Here is an 18,517-nt window from a genome sequence, read left to right as displayed (position 1 = left end):
ATGTACACCGGCCACCTCGACCTGAAGGTCTTCCGCGGCTCGTACCCGACGTGGTCCCGGCTGATGGCCCGGCTGCGGGAGATCGGTACGCCGCGGTTCACTGCCGACCGCGCGATGCGGCAGCTCGCCGGCGCCGACTTCCTCAGCCAGCTCAACCACGGCACCGACGCGTACGAGAAGACCGGCTCGGACGCACTTCCCGGATACGCCGAGGCCTGGTCCGGTACGTCGGGATCCGGCATCGACCCGGTGTACGAGCTGGCGCGGACGGCCAACGACCTCGACCTCTACAACGGCGCGCTCGGCGACCTGACCGACGAGCAGTACCTGGACCGGATCCGCGCGGACATCCTCGCGGTCGCGCCGCTGCGGCAGAACCCGGTCGACGGCGCCCCCGGTCTCGGCGGGCTGGTGCGGTACACGACGCGGAACGTCGAGATCGCCGGGAACGGGCATGCCGTCTTCACGATCGACGTACAGCCGGTCGACGACAGCCGCGGACCACTCGGGGTCCGGGCCGCCGGGGACAGGTTCTCGATCGAGGTCGACGTGAAGATGCCGACCATGATCCAGCGGTCGAGCCCGTCCGAACGCGCCCGGCGGTCGATCGTCGGCGCGCAGCTCGACGGCGTGCGGCCGATCACACCGTTGATGCGGCCGGTGGCGGATCTGACCGCGGACAAGATGGCGGCGCTCGCGCTGCAGCCGGGGGTCGGGGACGGCATCGCCGCGCCGCGGTTCAAGGACATCGCGGACCTGTACTACATCGCACGGACCTGCCCGGTGGAGGGCGACGCGCTCCGGAAGGCGTTGTCGGAGAACTGGCATTGGAAGGAGGCGGGGCTCAGCGGGCCGCCGCGTCCGTACCGGTTCTACGGGCAGCCCCCGGCGCCTTCGCACGAGACGGAAATCCTGTGGGAACACGGTTTCGCGCAGCTTCGCGAGCGGATTCCGCAGCTGCGGGAGTACCCGGAGTTCGCGACGATGGTGGAGACCATCGACACCTTCCTGGACGGGGCCGCGGATCCGTCGAACGGGAAGTGGGACCCGGTACGCGGGCAGTGGCAGCAGAACGTGCGCAGCGAGGTCGCGTCGACGATGGACCATGCGCTGGCACCGGTTCGTGCGGCGGAGCGTGCGGAGCAGCCGATGGTCCCGATGGTTCCCATGCAGAAGCATCTGATCGTCTTCGATGTGGATCAGACGATCAGCAAGTACGACACCTTGCACACGCTGGCCGAGCGGGCGGGGCGGCTGGCCGAGGTCGACGCGTGCCGGGATCCGGACTACGAGACGTCGATCCGGGCGAAGGTCGCGCAGTTGCGCGGGGTGGACGCGGCGCTGGTCCGGGAGGTCGCGGACACGATCGTGCTGAACGAGGGCGTCGAGGAGCTGATCCGCGATCTGAAGGCGGCCGGGCACGAGGTCGCGATCGCCAGCGGCGGGTTCGACGCGATCGTGGGTCCGCTGGCCGAACGGCTGAGCGTCGAGCGGTACGCGGCGGGCCACCTGGAGATCGCGGACGGGGTGCTGACCGGGGAGGTGAGCAACCTGGTCGACGCGGACGGGAAGGTCGAGTTCATCGGGACGACACAGGCCGAGCTCGGCATCCCCCGCGAGCGGACGATCGCGGTCGGCGACGGCAGCAACGACGTACCGATGCTCAAGAACGTCGGCTTCGGCGCCGGCTACGAACCCGGCGAGGCCGCCGCCGGGGTCGCCCACACGATCATCCACGGCGACATGTCCCAACTGAAACGAATCCTCCACCTGCCGGCCCCCGACCGCCCCGCCACCCCCGACCCACGCCCCGCCACGACCCGCTTCCCAGCCGCTCCCACCCGCCGCCCCGAACCCAGCCGCACCCCGTAACTCCAGCCCCAGCTGAACTTCGGTTTGTCGTGGTGGGGCAACCATTCGGTGGGGGTGGGGGGTCGTTGGGGGTGTGAGTATCGATACGGGGGTGCCTACGGTGGCCGTCGAGGAGCGGGCCGCGGGGTTTGACGCGTTCGTGGCGGCGCGGTCGCAGGCTCTGGTGCGCACGGCGTACCTGCTGACCCGCGATCACGCGCTCGCCGAGGACCTCGTCCAGACGGCGCTCGCGAAGGCCTGGTTCCACTGGGCGAGGATCCGCGACGACAACCCGGAGCCGTACGTCCGCCGGATCCTGGTCACGACGTACTCCTCCTGGTGGCGCCGGCGCTGGAACGGCGAGATCCCGACCGCGGACCTCCCGGACGCGCCCGCCCCGCGCACCGAGGACGGCCTGGACCTCTGGGACGCGATCGGCCGCCTCCCCCGCCGGCAACGCGCCGTCGTCGTACTGCGCTTCTACGAAGACCTCACCGAGGCCGAGACCGCGCGCCTGATGGGCAGCAGCGTCGGCACCGTCAAGAGCCAGACCGCCAAGGCGCTGGCGAAACTCCGACTCGACCCGGCCCTCAGTACGCCGGCAGACCTGGAGACCCCGCGATGAACCTCCAAGACCTCCGCGACGAGCTGCACGTCCGCGCCGCCGACTCCGACCGGGAGCAGTCCGACCTGCTGCCCGGCGTACACCGGAAGATCCGCCGGACCAAGCGCCGCCGGATCGTCGCCACCGCCGGTGCGGCCGCCGCCGCGGTCGCGCTCGCGGTCACGATCGTCCCCGGCGTACTGGCGAACTCCCGCTCCGACCCCGCCCGCACCCCGTCGTACACCCAGAACGGCTTCACGCTGCCTGGCGAGAAGGACGGGCAACCACTGGTGAAGGGCTGGACCGGCAAGACCGGCGAGAGCCACGTCGAGTTCAGCTGGACGCCGACAACGAAGGACGTCAAATTCGTTGCCTATTGCCAACGGAATGCCGAAGCGACGGTGTGGATCCGGGTCAACGGCTTCGACGTGAACCACAACGACTGCACGGACAACGGGCACCCGGCCAGCGACAGCCTGCCCGCGGGTACCGCGCTCTGGGCCGACGCACCAATCGGCAAACCGGCCAAGGTCACGCTGGATCTGGTCGGCGTGGACGGACGGCCGCTGACGGACGTGAAGCAGCAGCTGGGGGTCGGGATCTACCGGGACCCGTCGGGCGGAACCGGCACACCGCCCGGACCGGCGCGGCCGGACGACTACGTGAGCAACGGTCTGCGGTTCCGGCAGCAGGTCGGCCGGCAGACCCGGCTGGGCGCAGTGATCGGCGACCGCGGTCAGCGCCAGGTCGCGACCAGCTTCGTCCCTAGGAGCCGGTCGGTGGTTGTCCAGGTGATCGGAACTCAGGACGACTACGTGATGGGATGGCAGGCCCTCCGGCCGGAGTACCGGGTGCAGGTGCGGTTCAGCGACGGCACCGTCGTGAACTGCTACACCGGGTACGGCGACGACCTGCAACAGAACCTCAGCGAGCGACTGCAGCTGATCGCACCGCCCGGCTCGCCGGTCGCGGTGACGGCGCGGCTGGTCGACAAGGACGGTCGCGAGGTCCCGATGTCGCCGAGGGCGCGGGTCGGGGTCGCGGTGTACGACGCCGGCCCGCAGATCACGCGGTACGGCGTCGACTTCAACCGCGAGATGGAGTCCGACGGCGCCCGCTACCGGTTCGTCCGCGCGGTGGTGGCTCCTGGGAAGGACGGGAAGGTCCAGCTGACCACCCCGGTCGGTACGCCGTTCCTGTGGACGTTCGGCAGCGTGGGCGTCGGGCCGACGGTCTGGACCCGCTGGGACGGCCTGACCGCGCACCAGGACGGCCCGCGAGCCGGCGGCATGCGCTGGACCACCGAGGTGGCCCAGACCGGGCCGAAGACCGTCGACTTCTACGTCAACGCAGGCAAACCGACCGGCGGCAAGCTGTACATCGGGCTGTACGAGCCGATCCGCTAGACCCAGCTGTGCAGGTCCGCGGCGTCCCGGGTGAACTGTTCGGTGGAGTCGTCGGCGACGAACTCGAGCAGGGCGTTGATCTCCCGGGGCTCCGCGGCGAGGCGCTCGAGGACCGGGCGCCACAGGGACTCGCGGGCCGCGAGCGGCAGCCGGTTGTTGGACGGCCACCAGGAGAACACGTGCACCGTGCTCAGCCAGGGCATCAACGACTCGAGCTGCCGCAGGCACTCCGCGTCGTCCAGGTCGACCGGCGGCTGCCAGTACGTCTTCAGGTTCGGCGCGCCGACGTCCAGCAGCAGCGTGATCGTCGAGTCCACCTCGTCGGTGAGCGTGTTCCGGTGGAACTCCATCGCGATCTCGATGCCGGACCCGGCAGCCATGTCCGCGAGCTCGCCGAGCCCGCGAGTGACCGCCATCCGGTCGCCGACGCCCGCGTCCGCCGTACCGACGTTGCCGGCCCAGACCCGGATCATGGGCGCGCCGAGCGCCTCCGCGGTGGCCACCGCGGACCGCATCTCCTCGCGGTCCACGTTGCCCGCCCGCAGGTACGAGCCGTACGCCGCCACTTGCAGCCCGTGCACCTCGGTGAGGTTCCGGACCCGCTTCGCGTTCACCAGATTGCCGAGCGGGACATGGATGTCACCGCCCCATTCGATCGCCGAGAGCCCCGACTCCGCCGCCACCTCGACCACCTGGTCGACAGCCAACTGGCGGAACGTCACCGAGACCAGACCGGTCCTCACACCCACGCGCGCCTCCTCGTCTGCACCCCTCTATCCAACCCCATCGGGCCAGCGTGTCTCACGTCATGAGCAAAGCAGTTGGATGCGACTGTCGCGCGGGCTTACGCTGAACGCCGTGCCCGAACAGCGAAAAGGCTTCACCTACGGATTCACGGCGTACCTGATCTGGGGCCTGTTCCCGCTGTACTGGAAGCTCCTCGACCACACCGGCGCGGTCGAACTGCTGGCCCACCGCATCCTCTGGTCGCTGGTCACGATCGTGATCCTGGTCTCGGTACTGCGGAAGTTCGCGCAGGTGAAGGCCCTGCTCGCGGAACCGCGCCGGCGCTGGCAGTTGATCGCGGCCGCGTTCCTGATCTCGGCGAACTGGGGCACGTACATCTGGGGCGTCGGCCACGGGCACGTCGTGGAGACATCGCTCGGGTACTTCATCACCCCGCTGTTCACGGTCCTGCTCGGCGTCTTCGTCCTGAAGGAACGCCTCCGCCGGGTCCAGTGGACCGCGCTCGGGATCGCGTTCGTCGCGGTCGTCGGCCTGACCATCGAGAACGGCCGGCCGCCGTGGGTGGCGATCATCCTGACCTTCTCGTTCGGGTTCTACGGCCTCGCGAAGAAGCAGGCGGGCGCCGGCGCGATCGAGGGCATGGCGATCGAGTCCGGCACGGTCGCACCGCTCGCCGCCATCGCGATCCTGGTCCTCGGCCTGCAGGGCGACAGCACGGTCACGCACCACGGTACGGGGTACCTCGTCCTGGTCCTCCTGACCGGCCCGATTACCGCCGTACCGCTTCTGCTCTTCGGCGCGGCCGCGACCCGGGTCTCGATGACGACGCTCGGCCTGCTGAACTACATCGCCCCGATCATGCAGTTCATCTGCGGCCTGGTGATCTTCCACGAACAGATGACCACCATGCGCTGGGCCGGCTTCGGCCTGGTCTGGGTGGCCCTCGTCCTGTTCACCTTCGACAGCATGCACACCCGCCGCCGCACCCTCGCCCTCGAACGAGCCGCCCTCACCGCCTCAGCGGTCTGACAGATCGCAGCCGGCTCGGGCTGGGGGTGATGTGTGACACGGGGCGTCACAGTTGGCGGGGCTGCGGTGTCTTAGTGGTATGAGGCGTCCTTGGAGTGACCTTCGAGCGCGGGTGTTTCCGGATCACTGGTCGTTGTTGTTCGGCCAGATTGCCTTCTACAGCTTCCTCATGCTCATCGTCAGCGGCGTGGTGCTGACGGTGTACTACGAGCCGTCCGCCAGTCAGGTTGTGTACGACGGGACGTACGCCCCGTTGCGCGGGCTGCCGATGTCGCGGGCGTTGGACTCGACGCTGCGGTTGTCGTTCGACGTTCGCGGCGGGCTGCTGGTGCGGCAGGTCCACCACTGGTCCACGCTGCTGATGGTCGCGGCGATCACGCTGCACCTGTTGCGGCTGTTCTTCACGGCCGGTTTCCGGCGCCCGCGGCGGTTGGGCTGGCTTGTCGTCTTCGGCCTGCTGGTCGTCACGCTCGGCGCGTCTCTCACCGGTACGTCGCTCCCGGACGACGTGGCCTCCGGGACGAGTCTCGCCGTACTGGACGGCGTACTGCAGGCGACCCCGTTCGTCGGATCCGCCTTGTCGTACGTGCTGTTCGGCGGCGAGTTTCCCGGCGACGTGATCTCGCGGTTCTATCCGCTGCACGTCATCGTGCTTCCCGCCGCACTGCTGCTGCTCTTCGCCGCCGGCGGGTACCTCTCGCTGAAGCGGAAGCCCGCACGGTTCGCCAACGGGCGTACGAAGACCGCGAAGGTGGCGGCGGTGCAGGGCGCGGGCCTGTTCGCGTTCGTGGCCGGCGTCGGGATCGTGATGGGCGCGACCACGACGATCAACCCGGTCTGGCTCTACGGCCCGGCCGATCCCGCGGCCGTCTCGGCCGGAGTCGGCCCGGCCTGGTACCTCGCGTTCCTCGACGGCTCGCTCCGGCTCGCGCCGGGATGGGAGGTCGTCTTGTGGGGCAACACGATCAGCCTGGCCGTGCTGCTGCCGGTCGGAGTCTGCACGCTGTTCCTGGCGCTCGTCGCGGGCTGGCCGTTCATCGAGGAGCGGCTGACGGGGGACAAGAAGGACCGTCACGTGCTCGAGCGACCGCGCGACAACCCGATCCGGACCGGCATCGGCGTCGCCGGGATGACGTTCTACGGCGTGCTCTGGGCAGCCGCGGGTGCGGACACGATCGCCGTCCAGTTCCACCTCTCGATGAACCTGCTGCTGCACACGTTCCAGGTGCTGCTGGTCGTCGGCCCACCCGCGGCGTTGTTCCTCACCCGCCGCATCTGCCTCGGCCTGCAGCAGAGCGACACCGAGGTCGCGGAACACGGCATCGAGACCGGCCGGATCATCCGACGGCCCGACGGCGGGTACGTCGAAGTCCACCGCCCACCCCGTCGACGTCCTACCGAGCTGACATCCCACTGAGCGCAGCGGCCGGCATCCCCGAGGACGTCGTACGGGGAGCGGCCGCCGGCCGGGTCCCGCCATGGATCCGGCCGGTGGTGGTCGACAACGGGCGGGCACTCGCGGCGGACCGGCTCGCGATGATCTCCGCCGCGATCGAGATCGCCGTCTCCTCCGGCGTCCGCGCGCCGAGGTCCAGCCCGGTCGGCGACGACATCCGCGCCAGCTCGGCCTCGGTCACCCCGGCGGCCCGCAACCGCACCAAGCGGTCCTCGTGGGTACGCCGCGACCCCATCGCCCCGATGTACCCGGCGTCCGTCCGCAACGCCAACTCCAGCAGCGGTACGTCGAACTTCGGGTCATGCGTCAGCACGCACAACGCCGTACGGCTGTCGACCGTGTCCAGCACCCGCGCCAGGAACCGGTGCGGCCAGTCGACCACCACCTCGTCCGCCTCCGGGAACCGCGCCCGGGTCGCGAACACGCCGCGCGCGTCGCACACGGTCACGTGGTACCCGAGGAACTTCCCGACCCGCGCGACAGCCGCCGCGAAGTCGATCGCCCCGAACACCACCATCCGCGGCGGCGGCGCCAGCGCCTGCACGAAGACGGCGACGTCCGTACGCTCACACTCCCCGTGCACGCCGTACGAGCGGATCCCCGTCGACCCGCTGCCGAGCATCCCGAGCGCGTCCTCCACCACCGCACTGTCCAGTCCGGGATCGCCCAGACTGCCACCGTTCGATTGGCCGATGACGAGGCGCCGGCCAAGGCGCTCGCCCGCCGTGACCACGGTCGCCACCGCCACCGGCCGGCCCGACTCGGCCGCCTCCGCGACCGTGCCGAACTCCGCGAACGACGCCCGGTCCACCGGCTCCACCAGTACGTCGAGGATGCCGCCGCACGTCAGCCCGACCGCGAACACGTCGTCGTCGGAGATCCCGTACCGGCGTACCACCGGAACGCCGGACCGGATCACCTCCTGCGCCACCGCGTAGACGTCGCCCTCCACGCAGCCGCCCGACACGCTGCCCACGACCACGCCGTCCGCGGACACCGCCATCGTCGCCCCTGGCCGGCGCGGCGCCGACCGGAACGTGTCGATCACCGTCGCCAGCGCGAACCGTTCGCCGGACGCGTACCACTCGCGGACGGTCGCGAGGACGTCACGCACCCATGTGCTCCGCGCCGGCCTTGACCGCTTCGCGGATCCGCGTGTACGTCCCGCAGCGGCAGATGTTGCGCAGCTCGTCGAGGTCCGCGTCGGTGATCTCGCGGCCCTCCGCGCGGACCTGCTTCACCTTTGCGACCGCCGCCATGATCTGCCCGGGCTGGCAGTACCCGCATTGCGCCACGTCGTACTCCAGCCAGGCCTCCTGCATCGGGTGCAGGTCCTTGCCGACCGTGTCCGGCAGCCCTTCGATCGTGGTGATCTCGTCGGTCGGCCCGATGTCCTTGACCGGCACGGAGCACGGGTTGAACGCCTTGCCGTTGATGTGCGACGTACAGGACTTGCACACGTTCAGCGCGCAGCCGTACTTCGGTCCGGTGACGCCGAGCAGGTCGCGCAGCACCCACAGCAGCCGCACCGAGTCCTCGGCGTCGACGCTGATCTGCTTGCCGTTGAGCTTGAAGGTGTGAGTTGGCATGGGTTCCTCAGAACGTGTGGTCGAGGCCGTCGGTCGGCGACTGCGGGGTGGACGGCTGGACCGGCAACGGCTCGAACCCGAGCGTGCCGTGGTTGATCGGGAAGTACGTCGGCAGCGTGCCGGTCGCCCGCGCGTACGCACAGGCGACCGCGGCGAACGCCGGCGCCACCGCCAGCTCGCCGGCACCGCTCGGGCTGTCGCTGGTGTTCGGCATGATCAGCACCTGGACGTCGAGGGGCGAGTTCCACTCCCGGGTGTAGAAGTAGTTGTCCCAGCTGCCCTCGAGCGGGATGCCGTCCTTGATGTGCAGGCTGGACGTCAGCGCCAGCGCGATCGCGTCCTGCAGGCCGCCGAACATCTGCGCCTCCAGGCCCTTCGGGTTGATGCAGAACCCGGGGTCGACGACGATCAGCGCCTTGGTCACCCGCGGCCCGGTCACGCCCTCGCCAGGCAGCGGCCGGTTCACCGTCGCCGGCCGGCAGTCGATCTCGACCAGCGTCGCGACCGCGGCCCGGTACTCCGAGTGCACGCCGATGCCCTGCGCCGTACCCTTCGGCATCGCCTTGCCCCAGTTGCCGACCTCGGCCGCCTTGTCCAGGACGGCGAGCAGCCGCCGGTCCTTGAGGAAGCTCCGGCGGAACCGGACCGGGTCCTGGCCCATCTTCGCGGCCAGCTGATCGACCATCAGCTCCTCGGCGCAGACCACGTTCGGCGAGTAGATGTTCCGCATGCTGCCGGTGTTGAACTTCAGCGGCACCTCGTTCAGCAGCTGCGTCGTGACGCCGAAGTTGTACGGCGACGACTGGCTGAGCTCGAAGATCGACTCCGCGAACGACAGGTTGCCGGCGATCGGCAGGTCGGCCGCGAACGCCGTCAGCATCTCGCCGAGGCCGTGCCCGAAGTCCGTCTGCACGCTGGTGTGCCGCTGCTCGTAGCTGATCACGTTGCCGGCGGCGTAGTTCACCCGGACCCGCGACGTACACATCGGGTGCGTGCGGCCCTGCCGGAAGTTGTCGGTCCGCGACCAGGACAGCTTGACCGGCTTGCCCATCTTCTGCGAGATCTCCGCCGCCTCGGCCGCGACGTCGTGGAACAGGTGCCGGCCGAACGAGCCGCCACCCTGGACCACGTGCACCTTGACCGCGTCGATCGGCAGCCCGAGCTGCTTCGCGATGTCCTCCTGCGCGACGATCGGCACCTTCAGGCTGGACCAGATCTCGGCGCTGTCCGGGCCGACGTCCGCGATCGCGCAGTCCGGCTCGAGCGGGCTGTTGCTGGCGAACGCGAACACGAACTCGGCGTCGATCGACTGCGTCAGCAGCGGCGGCACGGTCATCGGCAGCTGCGCGGCGCGGAGCTTCTTCAGCACGGTGGCGTCGGACTCGTTGTCGACGGTGCCCGGGCCCCAGGTCGCGTCGACCTTCTGGATCGCGTCGATGCACTGGCCGAACGTGTCCGCGCGGATCGCCACACCGTGGGCGATCCCAACGACATCGGTGACGCCCGGCAGCGCCCGCAGCGCCGTGAGGTTGTTGATGCTGCGAAGCGTGCCGTTGATCGTCGGCGGCCGGGCGACCATCGTCGGCTTCGCGCCCGGCACGTGCATGTCCATCGCGAACTGCTTGCTCCCGGTGACGATGTCGTGCGCGTCGACCCGGTTGTGCGGCTTGCCCAGCACCTTGAAGTCGGCCTTGGCCTTCAACTGGGCGGCCACCTTGACGGTCTGCGTGACAGCAGCCGCCTGGGCGAGCGCGCCGTACGTCGCCGTCACGCCGTTCGGCCCGGTCAATACGCCGGCCGCCGCGGTCACCTTGTCGACCGCGACACCCCACTGCAGTGCGGCCACCTCGACCAGGCGCTGGCGGGTGATCGCCGCCGCCGTACGGACCGGGACATACATGCTGCGCATCGAGTTCGAGCCGCCGGTGAGCTGGTTCATCAGCAGCTCGGGGCGGGCGTCGGCGAGGGTGATCCGCACCTTGTCGATCGGCAGGTCCAGCTCCTCGGCGACGATCATCGCGAACGCGGTCGTGATGCCCTGCCCGACCTCGGCCCGCGGCACCGCGAAGTGCGCCGTACCGTCGGTGCGCATCTCGACCGTGATCAGGCCGGACGTCGGCGCGGCCGCCAGGTTCTGCAGGTCGCCGAGGTCGAAGATGTCCTCCGGCTGCGGCAGCGACGGTACGGCGGCGTCGGCCGGTCGCGGGTCGGAATCGTTGACCAGCCAGCTCACCCCGACCGCGAGCGTCGGCGCGGCGATCAGGTACCCGAGCACGCGTCTGCGCCCCAGCAGACCGCGGCCGCCCGTGTCGCTTGGTGCGTCCAACGATCGGCGGTGTTCGGCCATGGGGAGGACCTCCGTGCTAGCTAGAGCAATGCTGGGAACGCAGTCTGGCACCGACGACCGGGCCGCGGCATGGCCGCTGTGCCCAGGTTTTCGGCACCTTCACTGTGCACAACGCACAGCAAGGCGTTCGGTCACGCGGGGAAGAGCCGGAAAGCCTTCAGCGCAAGGCCGAGCTCCAACTGGTAGCCGTCCTCGGTGATGTCACGGCCGGTGATCTGTTCGACCCGGTGCAGGCGGTTGATGACTGTGTTCCGGTGACAGTGTGCGAGTTCCGCCGTACGACGGACCGAGCCGGCGGACCGGACCCACTTGTCCAAGGTATCCAGTAATAGTTCGCGTTCCGGGGCTGACGTCGTTGTCAACGGCATCAGCCACGACCGGATCAGCTGGTCGGCGAGCTCGGGGGCGCTGAGCAGCAGGGCTTCGGGAAGTCGCTCGGGCAAGGCCGCGACGTCGATCTGGCCGGGCACGAGGGTACGGCGGGCCAGCATCGCCTGCCGGTACGCGACGTCCACCTCGGCCAGACCCGCGACCACGCCGGACAGCCCCGCAGGCGCATCTACGAGTTGCCGCAGCAGTCGCAGCACCGCATCTGCGGATTCGGTGCCCAGGGCAAGCAATCCGACGACGGTCTGCGGGCGCACCTGCCACGCGGACGGCACCCGGATCCCGGCGAGCCGGCGCGCGAACGACGTCGTCGTACTGTCGTCGTCGACCAGGTTGTCGATCGCGACCACGACGTACGGGCCGTTCACCGGTACGTCGAGCACGCTGGCCGCGTCCTGCACGAACGCGCGGTTCGCCCGCCCTTGCAGGAGGCCTTCCCAGAGCGTGGAGCGGCGCTGCTCGTCGGCGCGGACCAGGTAGCGTTCGGCGGCGTGGTACGCGGTGGCGACCTGGGACGACGTACGGTCGACCACTTCCCAAACCTTGCCCGCCACGTCCAGCAGCACCTCGGACTCGGCGGTCCCCTGCGCCCGGGCCTCGTCGATCAGCGCCTCCCACACCAGCCGCCCACCGAGCCGGAACGACTTCAGTACGTCGTCCAACGGCATCCGCTGCTCCGCCCGCCGCCGCCCGGTCGCCTGCGCCGCGTCGAACCGGTCGTCGCCACTGGCAATCATCTGCACGACCCGCGCGACGTTGTCATGACACGACCGCCACAGATCCTGCCGCGGCACCGAGTCCAGCTCCAGGTACGCCGGATTCTGCGCGTAGATGATCCCGACCAACTGATCCGTCAGCGCCGGCAACCGCCCCAGCACCCGCTGCGCCAACGACTCCACCGTCAGCACAGCCTCTTCCACAACCTTACCCATAGTCGGCACAGCATCGCACACCGTCGCGAAGGCGCACAGCCCTCAGACCCGCGTGAATTTCGACAGGAGGTGTCGGTCCACGGCCTGTCCCATGCAGGCTCAAGGACGGCGTGCGGAGGGTGTTGCGGGTGACTACGTCCTGTCGGTTTCTACGCCGGCCGGCCGCGGTGTCAGACGGAGCGGGTGACCACCAGGTCGCAGAGGGCGTCGAGGGCGTTGCGGGCGGGGCCTTCGGGGAGGGTGGTGAGGAGCTTGCGGGCGTCGGCGGCTCGGCGGCGGACGTCGTCCTCGGCCTGGCGGAAGGACGGGTGGGCGCGGAGCAGGTCTAGGGTTTCCGCAAGGCGGGCGTCGTCGGACAGGTCCGAGTCGAGCAGGTCGAGCAGGCGCGCGTCGGTCGGGTTGTCCGGGTCGGCCTGGGCGCGGAAGATCAGCACCGGCAGGGTGGGTACGCCCTCGCGCAGGTCCGTGCCGGGCGTCTTGCCGGACTGGTCGGACTCCGAGGCGATGTCGAGGATGTCGTCGGCGAGCTGGAACGCCATGCCGATCTCCTCGGCGAAGGTCTGCAGCGCCTCCTGGATCTCCACCGAGGCGCCGGCGAACCGGGCGCCGAACAGCACCGACGTCGCGAACAGCGAGCCGGTCTTGTCGGAGATCACCGACAGGTAGTGCTTGAGCGGGTCCTGGCCCTCGCCGACCCCGAGCGTCTCCCGGATCTGCCCCTCGACCAGCCGGCCGAAGGTGCGTGCCTGGATCCGGACCGCCTCCGGGCCGAGGTCCGCGACCAGGTCCGAGGCGCGGGCGAACAGCCAGTCGCCGGACAGGATCGCGATCGAGTTGTCCCAGCGGGCGTTCGCCGTCGCCGAGCCGCGGCGCAGCGCCGCCTCGTCCATCACGTCGTCGTGGTGCAGCGTCGCGACGTGCGTCAGCTCGACGACCGCCGCGGCCTTCACGACCTCGACCGCGGCCGGGTCCGGTCCGAACTCGGCCGCCATCAGCACCAGCAGCGGCCGGAACCGCTTGCCGCCGACGAACATCACGTTCTGGGCGGCGGCGGTGACGAACGGCGCCTCGGACTGGCTGGCGTCACGCAGTACCTGCTCGACGGCCTCCAGGCCGGTACGAACCCGGGCCTCGAGGCCGGCATCGGCGAACTCGAGTCCCAGGCTCTCGGCCGGCAGCGGGGTCGGACTCAACGGATGAACTCACCAGCTCGGGCCGCCAGGTCGAGCACCGGTCCGGGAACCAGACCGAGCACCACCGTGGCGGCGAGACCCAGCGCCACCGCCGACGTGGTCTGCCAGCCCGGCAGCGCCACGTCCGGCGCGTCGGCCGGCAGGTCGGAGAAGAACATCAGCACGATCACCCGGATGTAGAAGAACGCGGCCACCAGGCTCGACAGTACTGCGACCACGACCAGCGGCCACGCGCCACCGCTCCAGGCCGCGCTGAAGACCGCCCACTTGCCGGTGAAGCCCGCGGTCAGCGGGATGCCGGCGAAGGACAGCAGGAAGAACGCGAAGATCCCGGCCAGCAGCGGCGACTTCTTGCCCAGGCCCGCCCAGCGGGACAGGTGCGTCGCCTCGCCGCCCGCGTCCCGGACCAGCGTGACGACCGCGAACGCGCCGATCGTCGGGAAGCCGTACGACACCAGGTAGAACAGCACCGCCTGGGTCGAGGTGATCCCGTTGTGGACGCCGTTGCCCGCCTGCGCGAGGCCGACGAACGCGGTCAGCAGGAAGCCCGCGTGCGCGATCGACGAGTACGCCAGCATCCGCTTCACGTCGGTCTGGGTGATCGCGACGATCGAACCGACCACCATGGTGAGGATCGCGATGATCCACATCATCGGCGCCCAGTCCCAGCGCGTGCCACCGAGCGCGACGTAGAAGACCCGCATCAGGCCGACGAACGCCGCGATCTTCGTGCAGGCCGCCATGAAGCCGGTGACCGGCGTCGGGGCGCCCTGGTACACGTCCGGGGTCCAGGAGTGGAACGGTACGCCGCCGACCTTGAACAGCAGGCCGACCCCGACCAGACCGGTACCGGCCAGCAGGATCGTGTCGCCGCCGGTCTGGGTGCCGAGCGCGTCCGCGATGCCGCCGAGCGACATGGTGCCGGCGTACCCGTAGAGCAGCGCGATCCCGAACAGCAGGAACGCCGACGAGAACGCGCCGAGCAGGAAGTACTTCATCGCGGCTTCCTGCGAGATCAGCCGGCGACGGCGCGCCAGGCCGCAGAGCAGGTACAGCGGCAGCGAGAAGACCTCGAGCGCGACGAACAGGATCAGCAGGTCGTTCGACGCCGCGAACAGCATCATGCCGCCGACCGCGAACAGCGTCAGCGGGAAGATCTCGGTGTGCTCGACGCGGGCCGCCGTACCCTCCCGCTCGGCCTCCGAGCCCGGGACCGCGGCCGCCTGGCCGGCGAACGCCGACAGGCCGCCGTCGATCGACCGCTCGGCGAACAGCAGCACGCTGATCAGCGTCAGCGCGAGCAGGATGATCCAGGTGAACAGCGCCGGGCCGTCGATCGCGATCGCGCCCTGGGCGGCGACCAGTTCCTTGCCTTTGTGCATCTCGAAGCCGGTCAGTACGCCGGCCGCGACCACGGCGACCACCGTGATCGCCAGCTGCACCAGGTGCCGCAGCGGTCGCGGCAGGAACGCCTCGACCAGGACGCCGACGGCAGCCGCACCGAAGACGACGAACAGCGGAGCCAGTTCGCCGTACTCGATGCTGGGCTTCGTGAAGTCCGCCAGCGGCAGCAACATCGCGGTCACTTCTGTCCCTCCGTCACGGGGATCTGCGGTGCCTTGTCGGTCACGCCCACCCGCTGCATGGTCGAGTCGACCGCGGGCTTGATGATGTCGACGATCGGCTTCGGGAAGATGCCCAGCCCGATGATCAGGATCACGAGCGGTGCGATCGCCAGCACCTCACGCCGGTTCAGGTCCTTCAGCTTCTCGATACCTTCGCGGACCGGGCCGGTCATCGTGCGTTGGTACATCAGCAGGATGTACAGCGCGGCCAGCACGATCCCGAGTACGGCGATCACCGCGATCACCTTGTGCCGGCTGAACGTCCCGGCCAGCACCATGAACTCGGAGATGAACGGCGACAGGCCGGGCAGCGCCAGGCTGGACAGGCCGGCGAACAGGAACGTCCCGGCGAGCACCGGTGCGACCTTCTCGACGCCGCCGAAGTCGGCGATCCGGGCGGACCCGCGCCGGGAGATCAGGTACCCGGCGACCAGGAACAGTGCCGCGGTGGAGAGACCGTGGTTGAACATGTACAGCGTCGACCCGGTCAGGCCCTGCGACGTCAGCGCGAAGATGCCCATCACGATGAAGCCGAAGTGCGAGATCGACGTGTACGCGATCAGCCGCTTGATGTCGGTCTGCCCGATCGCCAGCAGGGCGCCGTACAGGACCGAGATCAGCGCCAGCACCAGCACCACCGGGGTGGCCCACTGGGACGCGTTCGGGAACAGGCCCAGGCAGAACCGGATCATCCCGAAGGTGCCGATCTTGTCCAGGATGCCGACCAGCAGCACCGAGGTGCCCGGCGTCGCCTCACCGGCCGCGTCCGGCAGCCAGGTGTGGAACGGCACCATCGGCGCCTTCACCGCGAATGCGAAGAAGAACCCGAGGAACAGCCAGCGCTCGGTGTTCTGGCTCATGTCCAGCTTCACCATGTCGGACAGCAGGTACGACGGGGCGCCGTGCTTGGCCGAGACGACGTACAGGCCGACCACCGACGCCAGCATCAGCAGACCGCCGAGCAGCGAGTAGAGCAGGAACTTCACCGCGGCGTACGAACGCTGCGGGCCGCCGAAGCCGCCGATCAGGAAGTACATCGGGATCAGCGTGGCCTCGAACAGCACGTAGAAGAGGAACACGTCGGTGGCGGAGAAGACACCGATCGACAGTGCCTCCAGGCCGAGGACCCAGGCGAAGAACGACTTCTCCGACCAGCGGCCGTGCGCGGCGTCGTTCCAGGACGCGATGATCACGACCGGCGAGAGCAGCGCGGTCAGCACCACCATCACGATGCCGAGACCGTCGAGGCCGAGCGCGTAGTGCGCGCCGAACGCCTTGATCCAGGTGTGCGTCTCGGCGTAGTCCGCGGCGCCGTTGCGGTGGTACCCGATCGCGACGATCACGGTCAGTACCAGCGTCACGAGCGAGAACCCGAGCGCGACCTGCTTGGCCGTCAGCGCCTTCGCCTTCGGCACCAGCATCGTCGCGATGGCCCCGACGAACGGCAGGAGCAGTAACAGGGTCAGCCAACCGATGTTCACGACAACCTCACCGCGAGGAGGGCGACGACCACGAATGCGGCGCCGAAGACCATGCTGAGTGCGTACGAACGGACGAAGCCCGTCTGGAACCGGCGGAGCCGGCCGGACAGTCCGCCGAAGAGTGCGGCCAGCCCGTTGACCAGGCCGTCGACGCCCCGGTTGTCCAGCCAGACCAGCGTCCGGGTCAGGTACTGACCGGGCCGCATGAAGAGCGCCTCGTTGAGCGCGTCGCCGTACAGGTCACGCCGTGCGAGCGTGGTGACCGGCGAGCCGGCCGGGGCCTCGCGCGGGATGTCCCGGCGGTACATGACCACCGAGATCGCGATGCCGACGGCCACCACCGCGAGGGTGATGATCGTCATCACGACCGCGTTCAGCGGGGCGTGCTCCTCCTCGTGCCCGACCACCGGGGTCAGCCACTTCACGATCCAGTCGCCGACGAAGTACAGCGCACCGCCGCCCAGCGACAGCGCCGCCAGGATGATCAGCGGCCAGGTCATCACCTTCGGCGACTCGTGCGGGTGCACGTCCTCGGCCCAGCGCTTCTTGCCGAAGAACGTCATCAGCATCACCCGGGTCATGTAGAACGCGGTGATGCCGGCGCCGAGCAGCGCGCAGAGACCGATCACGATGTTGTGCGCGAACGCCGCCTCGATGATCTTGTCCTTGCTGAAGAAGCCGGCGAACGGCGGGATGCCGAGGATCGCGAGGTAGCCGAAGCCGAAGGTCACGAAGGTGACCTTCATCGCCGACCGCAGCGCGCCGTAGTGCCGCATGTTCACGTCGTCGTTCATGCCGTGCATGACGGATCCGGCGCCGAGGAACATGTTCGCCTTGAAGAAGCCGTGCGTGAGCAGGTGGAAGATCGCGAACACGTACCCGGCCGGGCCGAGGCCCGCGGCCAGCATCATGTAGCCGATCTGGCTCATCGTCGAACCGGCCAGCGCCTTCTTGATGTCGTCCTTGGCGCAACCGATGATCGCACCGGCGAGCGCGGTCACCGTACCGACGATCACCACCGCGGTGGCGGCCGACTGACTCTGCTCGAAGATCGCGTGCGACCGAACCACCAGGTAGACGCCGGCCGTGACCATGGTTGCCGCGTGGATCAGCGCCGACACCGGGGTCGGGCCTTCCATCGCGTCCAGCAGCCAGGACTGCAGCGGCACCTGCGCGGACTTGCCGCAGGCGGCCAGCAGCAGCATCAGGCCGAGCAGCGTGGCCCAGGTCTTCGACAGGTGCTCGGCACCGGCGTTCACCGAGGAGAAGGCCGACGAGCCGAACAGCGCCCACATGCTCATGACCGCGAGCGAGAGGCCGATGTCACCGACCCGGTTCACCACGAACGCCTTCTTCGCGGCGACGGCTGCCGAGTTCTTGTGCTGCCAGAAGCCGATCAGCAGGTACGACGCCAGGCCGACGCCCTCCCAGCCGACGAAGACCAGCAGGTAGTCGGCGGCCAGCACCAGCAGCAGCATCGAGGCGATGAACAGGTTCAGGTAGCCGAAGAACCGGCGCCGCCGCGGGTCGTGCTCCATGTAGCCGATCGAGTAGATGTGGATCAGCGAACCCACACCGGTGATCAGCAGCACGAAGAGGATCGACAGCGGGTCGATCAGCAGCGTGAAGTCGACCTTGATGTGGCCGACCGAGAACCACTCGAACAGCCGGACCGTCGCCGACCGCTCACCGTCCGGTTTGCCCTGCATCTGGAAGAACAGCACGACGCCGAAGGCGAAGGAGATCACCGGCGCCAGCGTGCCCAGCAGGTGACCCCACGCGTTGGTGGCCTTGCCACCGAGCAGCAGGATCGCCGCGGACAGCGCCGGTACCGCGACCAGCAGCCACGTCAGCTCATGACTCATCGGTT

General features: G+C 69.4%; 14 protein-coding genes. 5 read left to right on the top strand and 9 right to left on the bottom strand.

What is annotated here, in order from left to right; genetic code table 11:
• From ACFV9C_RS19535 to ACFV9C_RS19525, 3 genes are all read left to right on the top strand, one after another.
• Window positions 1-1,872, top strand: coding sequence for an HAD family hydrolase (locus ACFV9C_RS19535; protein WP_380195386.1), 1,872 nt, complete (start codon window positions 1-3; stop codon window positions 1,870-1,872).
• A gap of 100 nt (window positions 1,873-1,972) precedes the next feature.
• Complete coding sequence (locus tag ACFV9C_RS19530; protein ID WP_380195385.1) at window positions 1,973-2,476, top strand: SigE family RNA polymerase sigma factor; 504 nt, start codon at window positions 1,973-1,975, stop codon at window positions 2,474-2,476.
• The gene (locus tag ACFV9C_RS19525) at window positions 2,473-3,861 is read left to right on the top strand and encodes a hypothetical protein (RefSeq protein WP_380195384.1); all 1,389 of its coding nucleotides are present in this window, start codon (window positions 2,473-2,475) and stop codon (window positions 3,859-3,861) included. The genes ACFV9C_RS19530 and ACFV9C_RS19525 overlap by 4 nt, the downstream gene beginning before the upstream one ends.
• Here the strand turns inward: ACFV9C_RS19525 and ACFV9C_RS19520 are convergent.
• The gene (locus tag ACFV9C_RS19520; protein ID WP_380195383.1) at window positions 3,858-4,610 is read right to left on the bottom strand and encodes a sugar phosphate isomerase/epimerase family protein; all 753 of its coding nucleotides are present in this window, start codon (window positions 4,608-4,610) and stop codon (window positions 3,858-3,860) included. The genes ACFV9C_RS19525 and ACFV9C_RS19520 overlap by 4 nt on opposite strands.
• 109 nt (window positions 4,611-4,719) lie before the next feature.
• Between ACFV9C_RS19520 and rarD the strand changes: the two genes are divergently transcribed.
• Entirely contained in the window at window positions 4,720-5,637 is a 918-nt protein-coding gene (gene rarD, locus ACFV9C_RS19515; protein WP_380195381.1) for an EamA family transporter RarD, read from the top strand.
• A gap of 169 nt (window positions 5,638-5,806) precedes the next feature.
• Window positions 5,807-7,054: a cytochrome bc complex cytochrome b subunit gene (locus ACFV9C_RS19510; RefSeq protein WP_380195379.1), complete on the top strand. Its 1,248-nt coding sequence runs from the start codon at window positions 5,807-5,809 to the stop codon at window positions 7,052-7,054.
• Here ACFV9C_RS19510 and ACFV9C_RS19505 read toward each other — a convergent pair.
• From ACFV9C_RS19505 to nuoL, 8 genes are all read right to left on the bottom strand, one after another.
• Window positions 7,032-8,207, bottom strand: coding sequence for an XdhC family protein (locus ACFV9C_RS19505; protein WP_380195378.1), 1,176 nt, complete (start codon window positions 8,205-8,207; stop codon window positions 7,032-7,034). The two genes, ACFV9C_RS19510 and ACFV9C_RS19505, sit on opposite strands and share 23 nt — an antisense overlap.
• Entirely contained in the window at window positions 8,200-8,682 is a 483-nt protein-coding gene (locus ACFV9C_RS19500; RefSeq protein ID WP_380195376.1) for a (2Fe-2S)-binding protein, read from the bottom strand. Before ACFV9C_RS19500 ends, ACFV9C_RS19505 begins: the two co-directional genes overlap by 8 nt.
• Window positions 8,683-8,689: 7 nt before the next feature.
• Window positions 8,690-11,029 (bottom strand): molybdopterin cofactor-binding domain-containing protein, encoded by a 2,340-nt coding sequence (locus tag ACFV9C_RS19495; RefSeq protein WP_380195374.1) that lies wholly within the window; start codon window positions 11,027-11,029, stop codon window positions 8,690-8,692.
• Between the two features lie 131 nt (window positions 11,030-11,160).
• Window positions 11,161-12,348, bottom strand: a complete 1,188-nt coding sequence (locus ACFV9C_RS19490) for a PucR family transcriptional regulator (protein WP_380195372.1) — start codon at window positions 12,346-12,348, stop codon at window positions 11,161-11,163.
• Between the two features lie 170 nt (window positions 12,349-12,518).
• Complete coding sequence (locus ACFV9C_RS19485; RefSeq protein ID WP_380195519.1) at window positions 12,519-13,511, bottom strand: polyprenyl synthetase family protein; 993 nt, start codon at window positions 13,509-13,511, stop codon at window positions 12,519-12,521.
• Between the two features lie 26 nt (window positions 13,512-13,537).
• The gene (gene nuoN / locus ACFV9C_RS19480) at window positions 13,538-15,118 is read right to left on the bottom strand and encodes an NADH-quinone oxidoreductase subunit NuoN (RefSeq protein WP_380195517.1); all 1,581 of its coding nucleotides are present in this window, start codon (window positions 15,116-15,118) and stop codon (window positions 13,538-13,540) included.
• Between the two features lie 5 nt (window positions 15,119-15,123).
• The gene (locus tag ACFV9C_RS19475; protein ID WP_380195370.1) at window positions 15,124-16,647 is read right to left on the bottom strand and encodes an NADH-quinone oxidoreductase subunit M; all 1,524 of its coding nucleotides are present in this window, start codon (window positions 16,645-16,647) and stop codon (window positions 15,124-15,126) included.
• Window positions 16,644-18,512, bottom strand: a complete 1,869-nt coding sequence (gene nuoL, locus ACFV9C_RS19470; RefSeq protein WP_380195368.1) for an NADH-quinone oxidoreductase subunit L — start codon at window positions 18,510-18,512, stop codon at window positions 16,644-16,646. Before nuoL ends, ACFV9C_RS19475 begins: the two co-directional genes overlap by 4 nt.
• Between the last annotated feature and the right edge of the window lie 5 nt (window positions 18,513-18,517).

Source organism: Kribbella sp. NPDC059898 (assembly GCF_042730855.1).
GTDB lineage: Bacteria > Actinomycetota > Actinomycetes > Propionibacteriales > Kribbellaceae > Kribbella.
The sequence above is the reverse complement of the archived record's forward strand: the minus strand, read 5'-3'. Positions and strand labels throughout refer to the sequence as shown.

What these genes read in the sequence shown, in the direction of transcription:
- ACFV9C_RS19535 (WP_380195386.1), top strand. Translation starts at nt 1, where the DNA reads ATGTACACCGGCCACCTCGACCTGAAGGTCTTCCGCGGCTCGTACCCG.
- ACFV9C_RS19525 (WP_380195384.1), top strand. Translation starts at nt 2,473, where the DNA reads ATGAACCTCCAAGACCTCCGCGACGAGCTGCACGTCCGCGCCGCCGAC.
- ACFV9C_RS19510 (WP_380195379.1), top strand. Translation starts at nt 5,807, where the DNA reads ATGCTCATCGTCAGCGGCGTGGTGCTGACGGTGTACTACGAGCCGTCC.
- ACFV9C_RS19500 (WP_380195376.1), bottom strand. Translation starts at nt 8,682, where the DNA reads ATGCCAACTCACACCTTCAAGCTCAACGGCAAGCAGATCAGCGTCGAC.
- ACFV9C_RS19495 (WP_380195374.1), bottom strand. Translation starts at nt 11,029, where the DNA reads ATGGCCGAACACCGCCGATCGTTGGACGCACCAAGCGACACGGGCGGC.
- ACFV9C_RS19490 (WP_380195372.1), bottom strand. Translation starts at nt 12,348, where the DNA reads ATGGGTAAGGTTGTGGAAGAGGCTGTGCTGACGGTGGAGTCGTTGGCG.
- nuoN (WP_380195517.1), bottom strand. Translation starts at nt 15,118, where the DNA reads ATGTTGCTGCCGCTGGCGGACTTCACGAAGCCCAGCATCGAGTACGGC.
- nuoL (WP_380195368.1), bottom strand. Translation starts at nt 18,512, where the DNA reads ATGAGTCATGAGCTGACGTGGCTGCTGGTCGCGGTACCGGCGCTGTCC.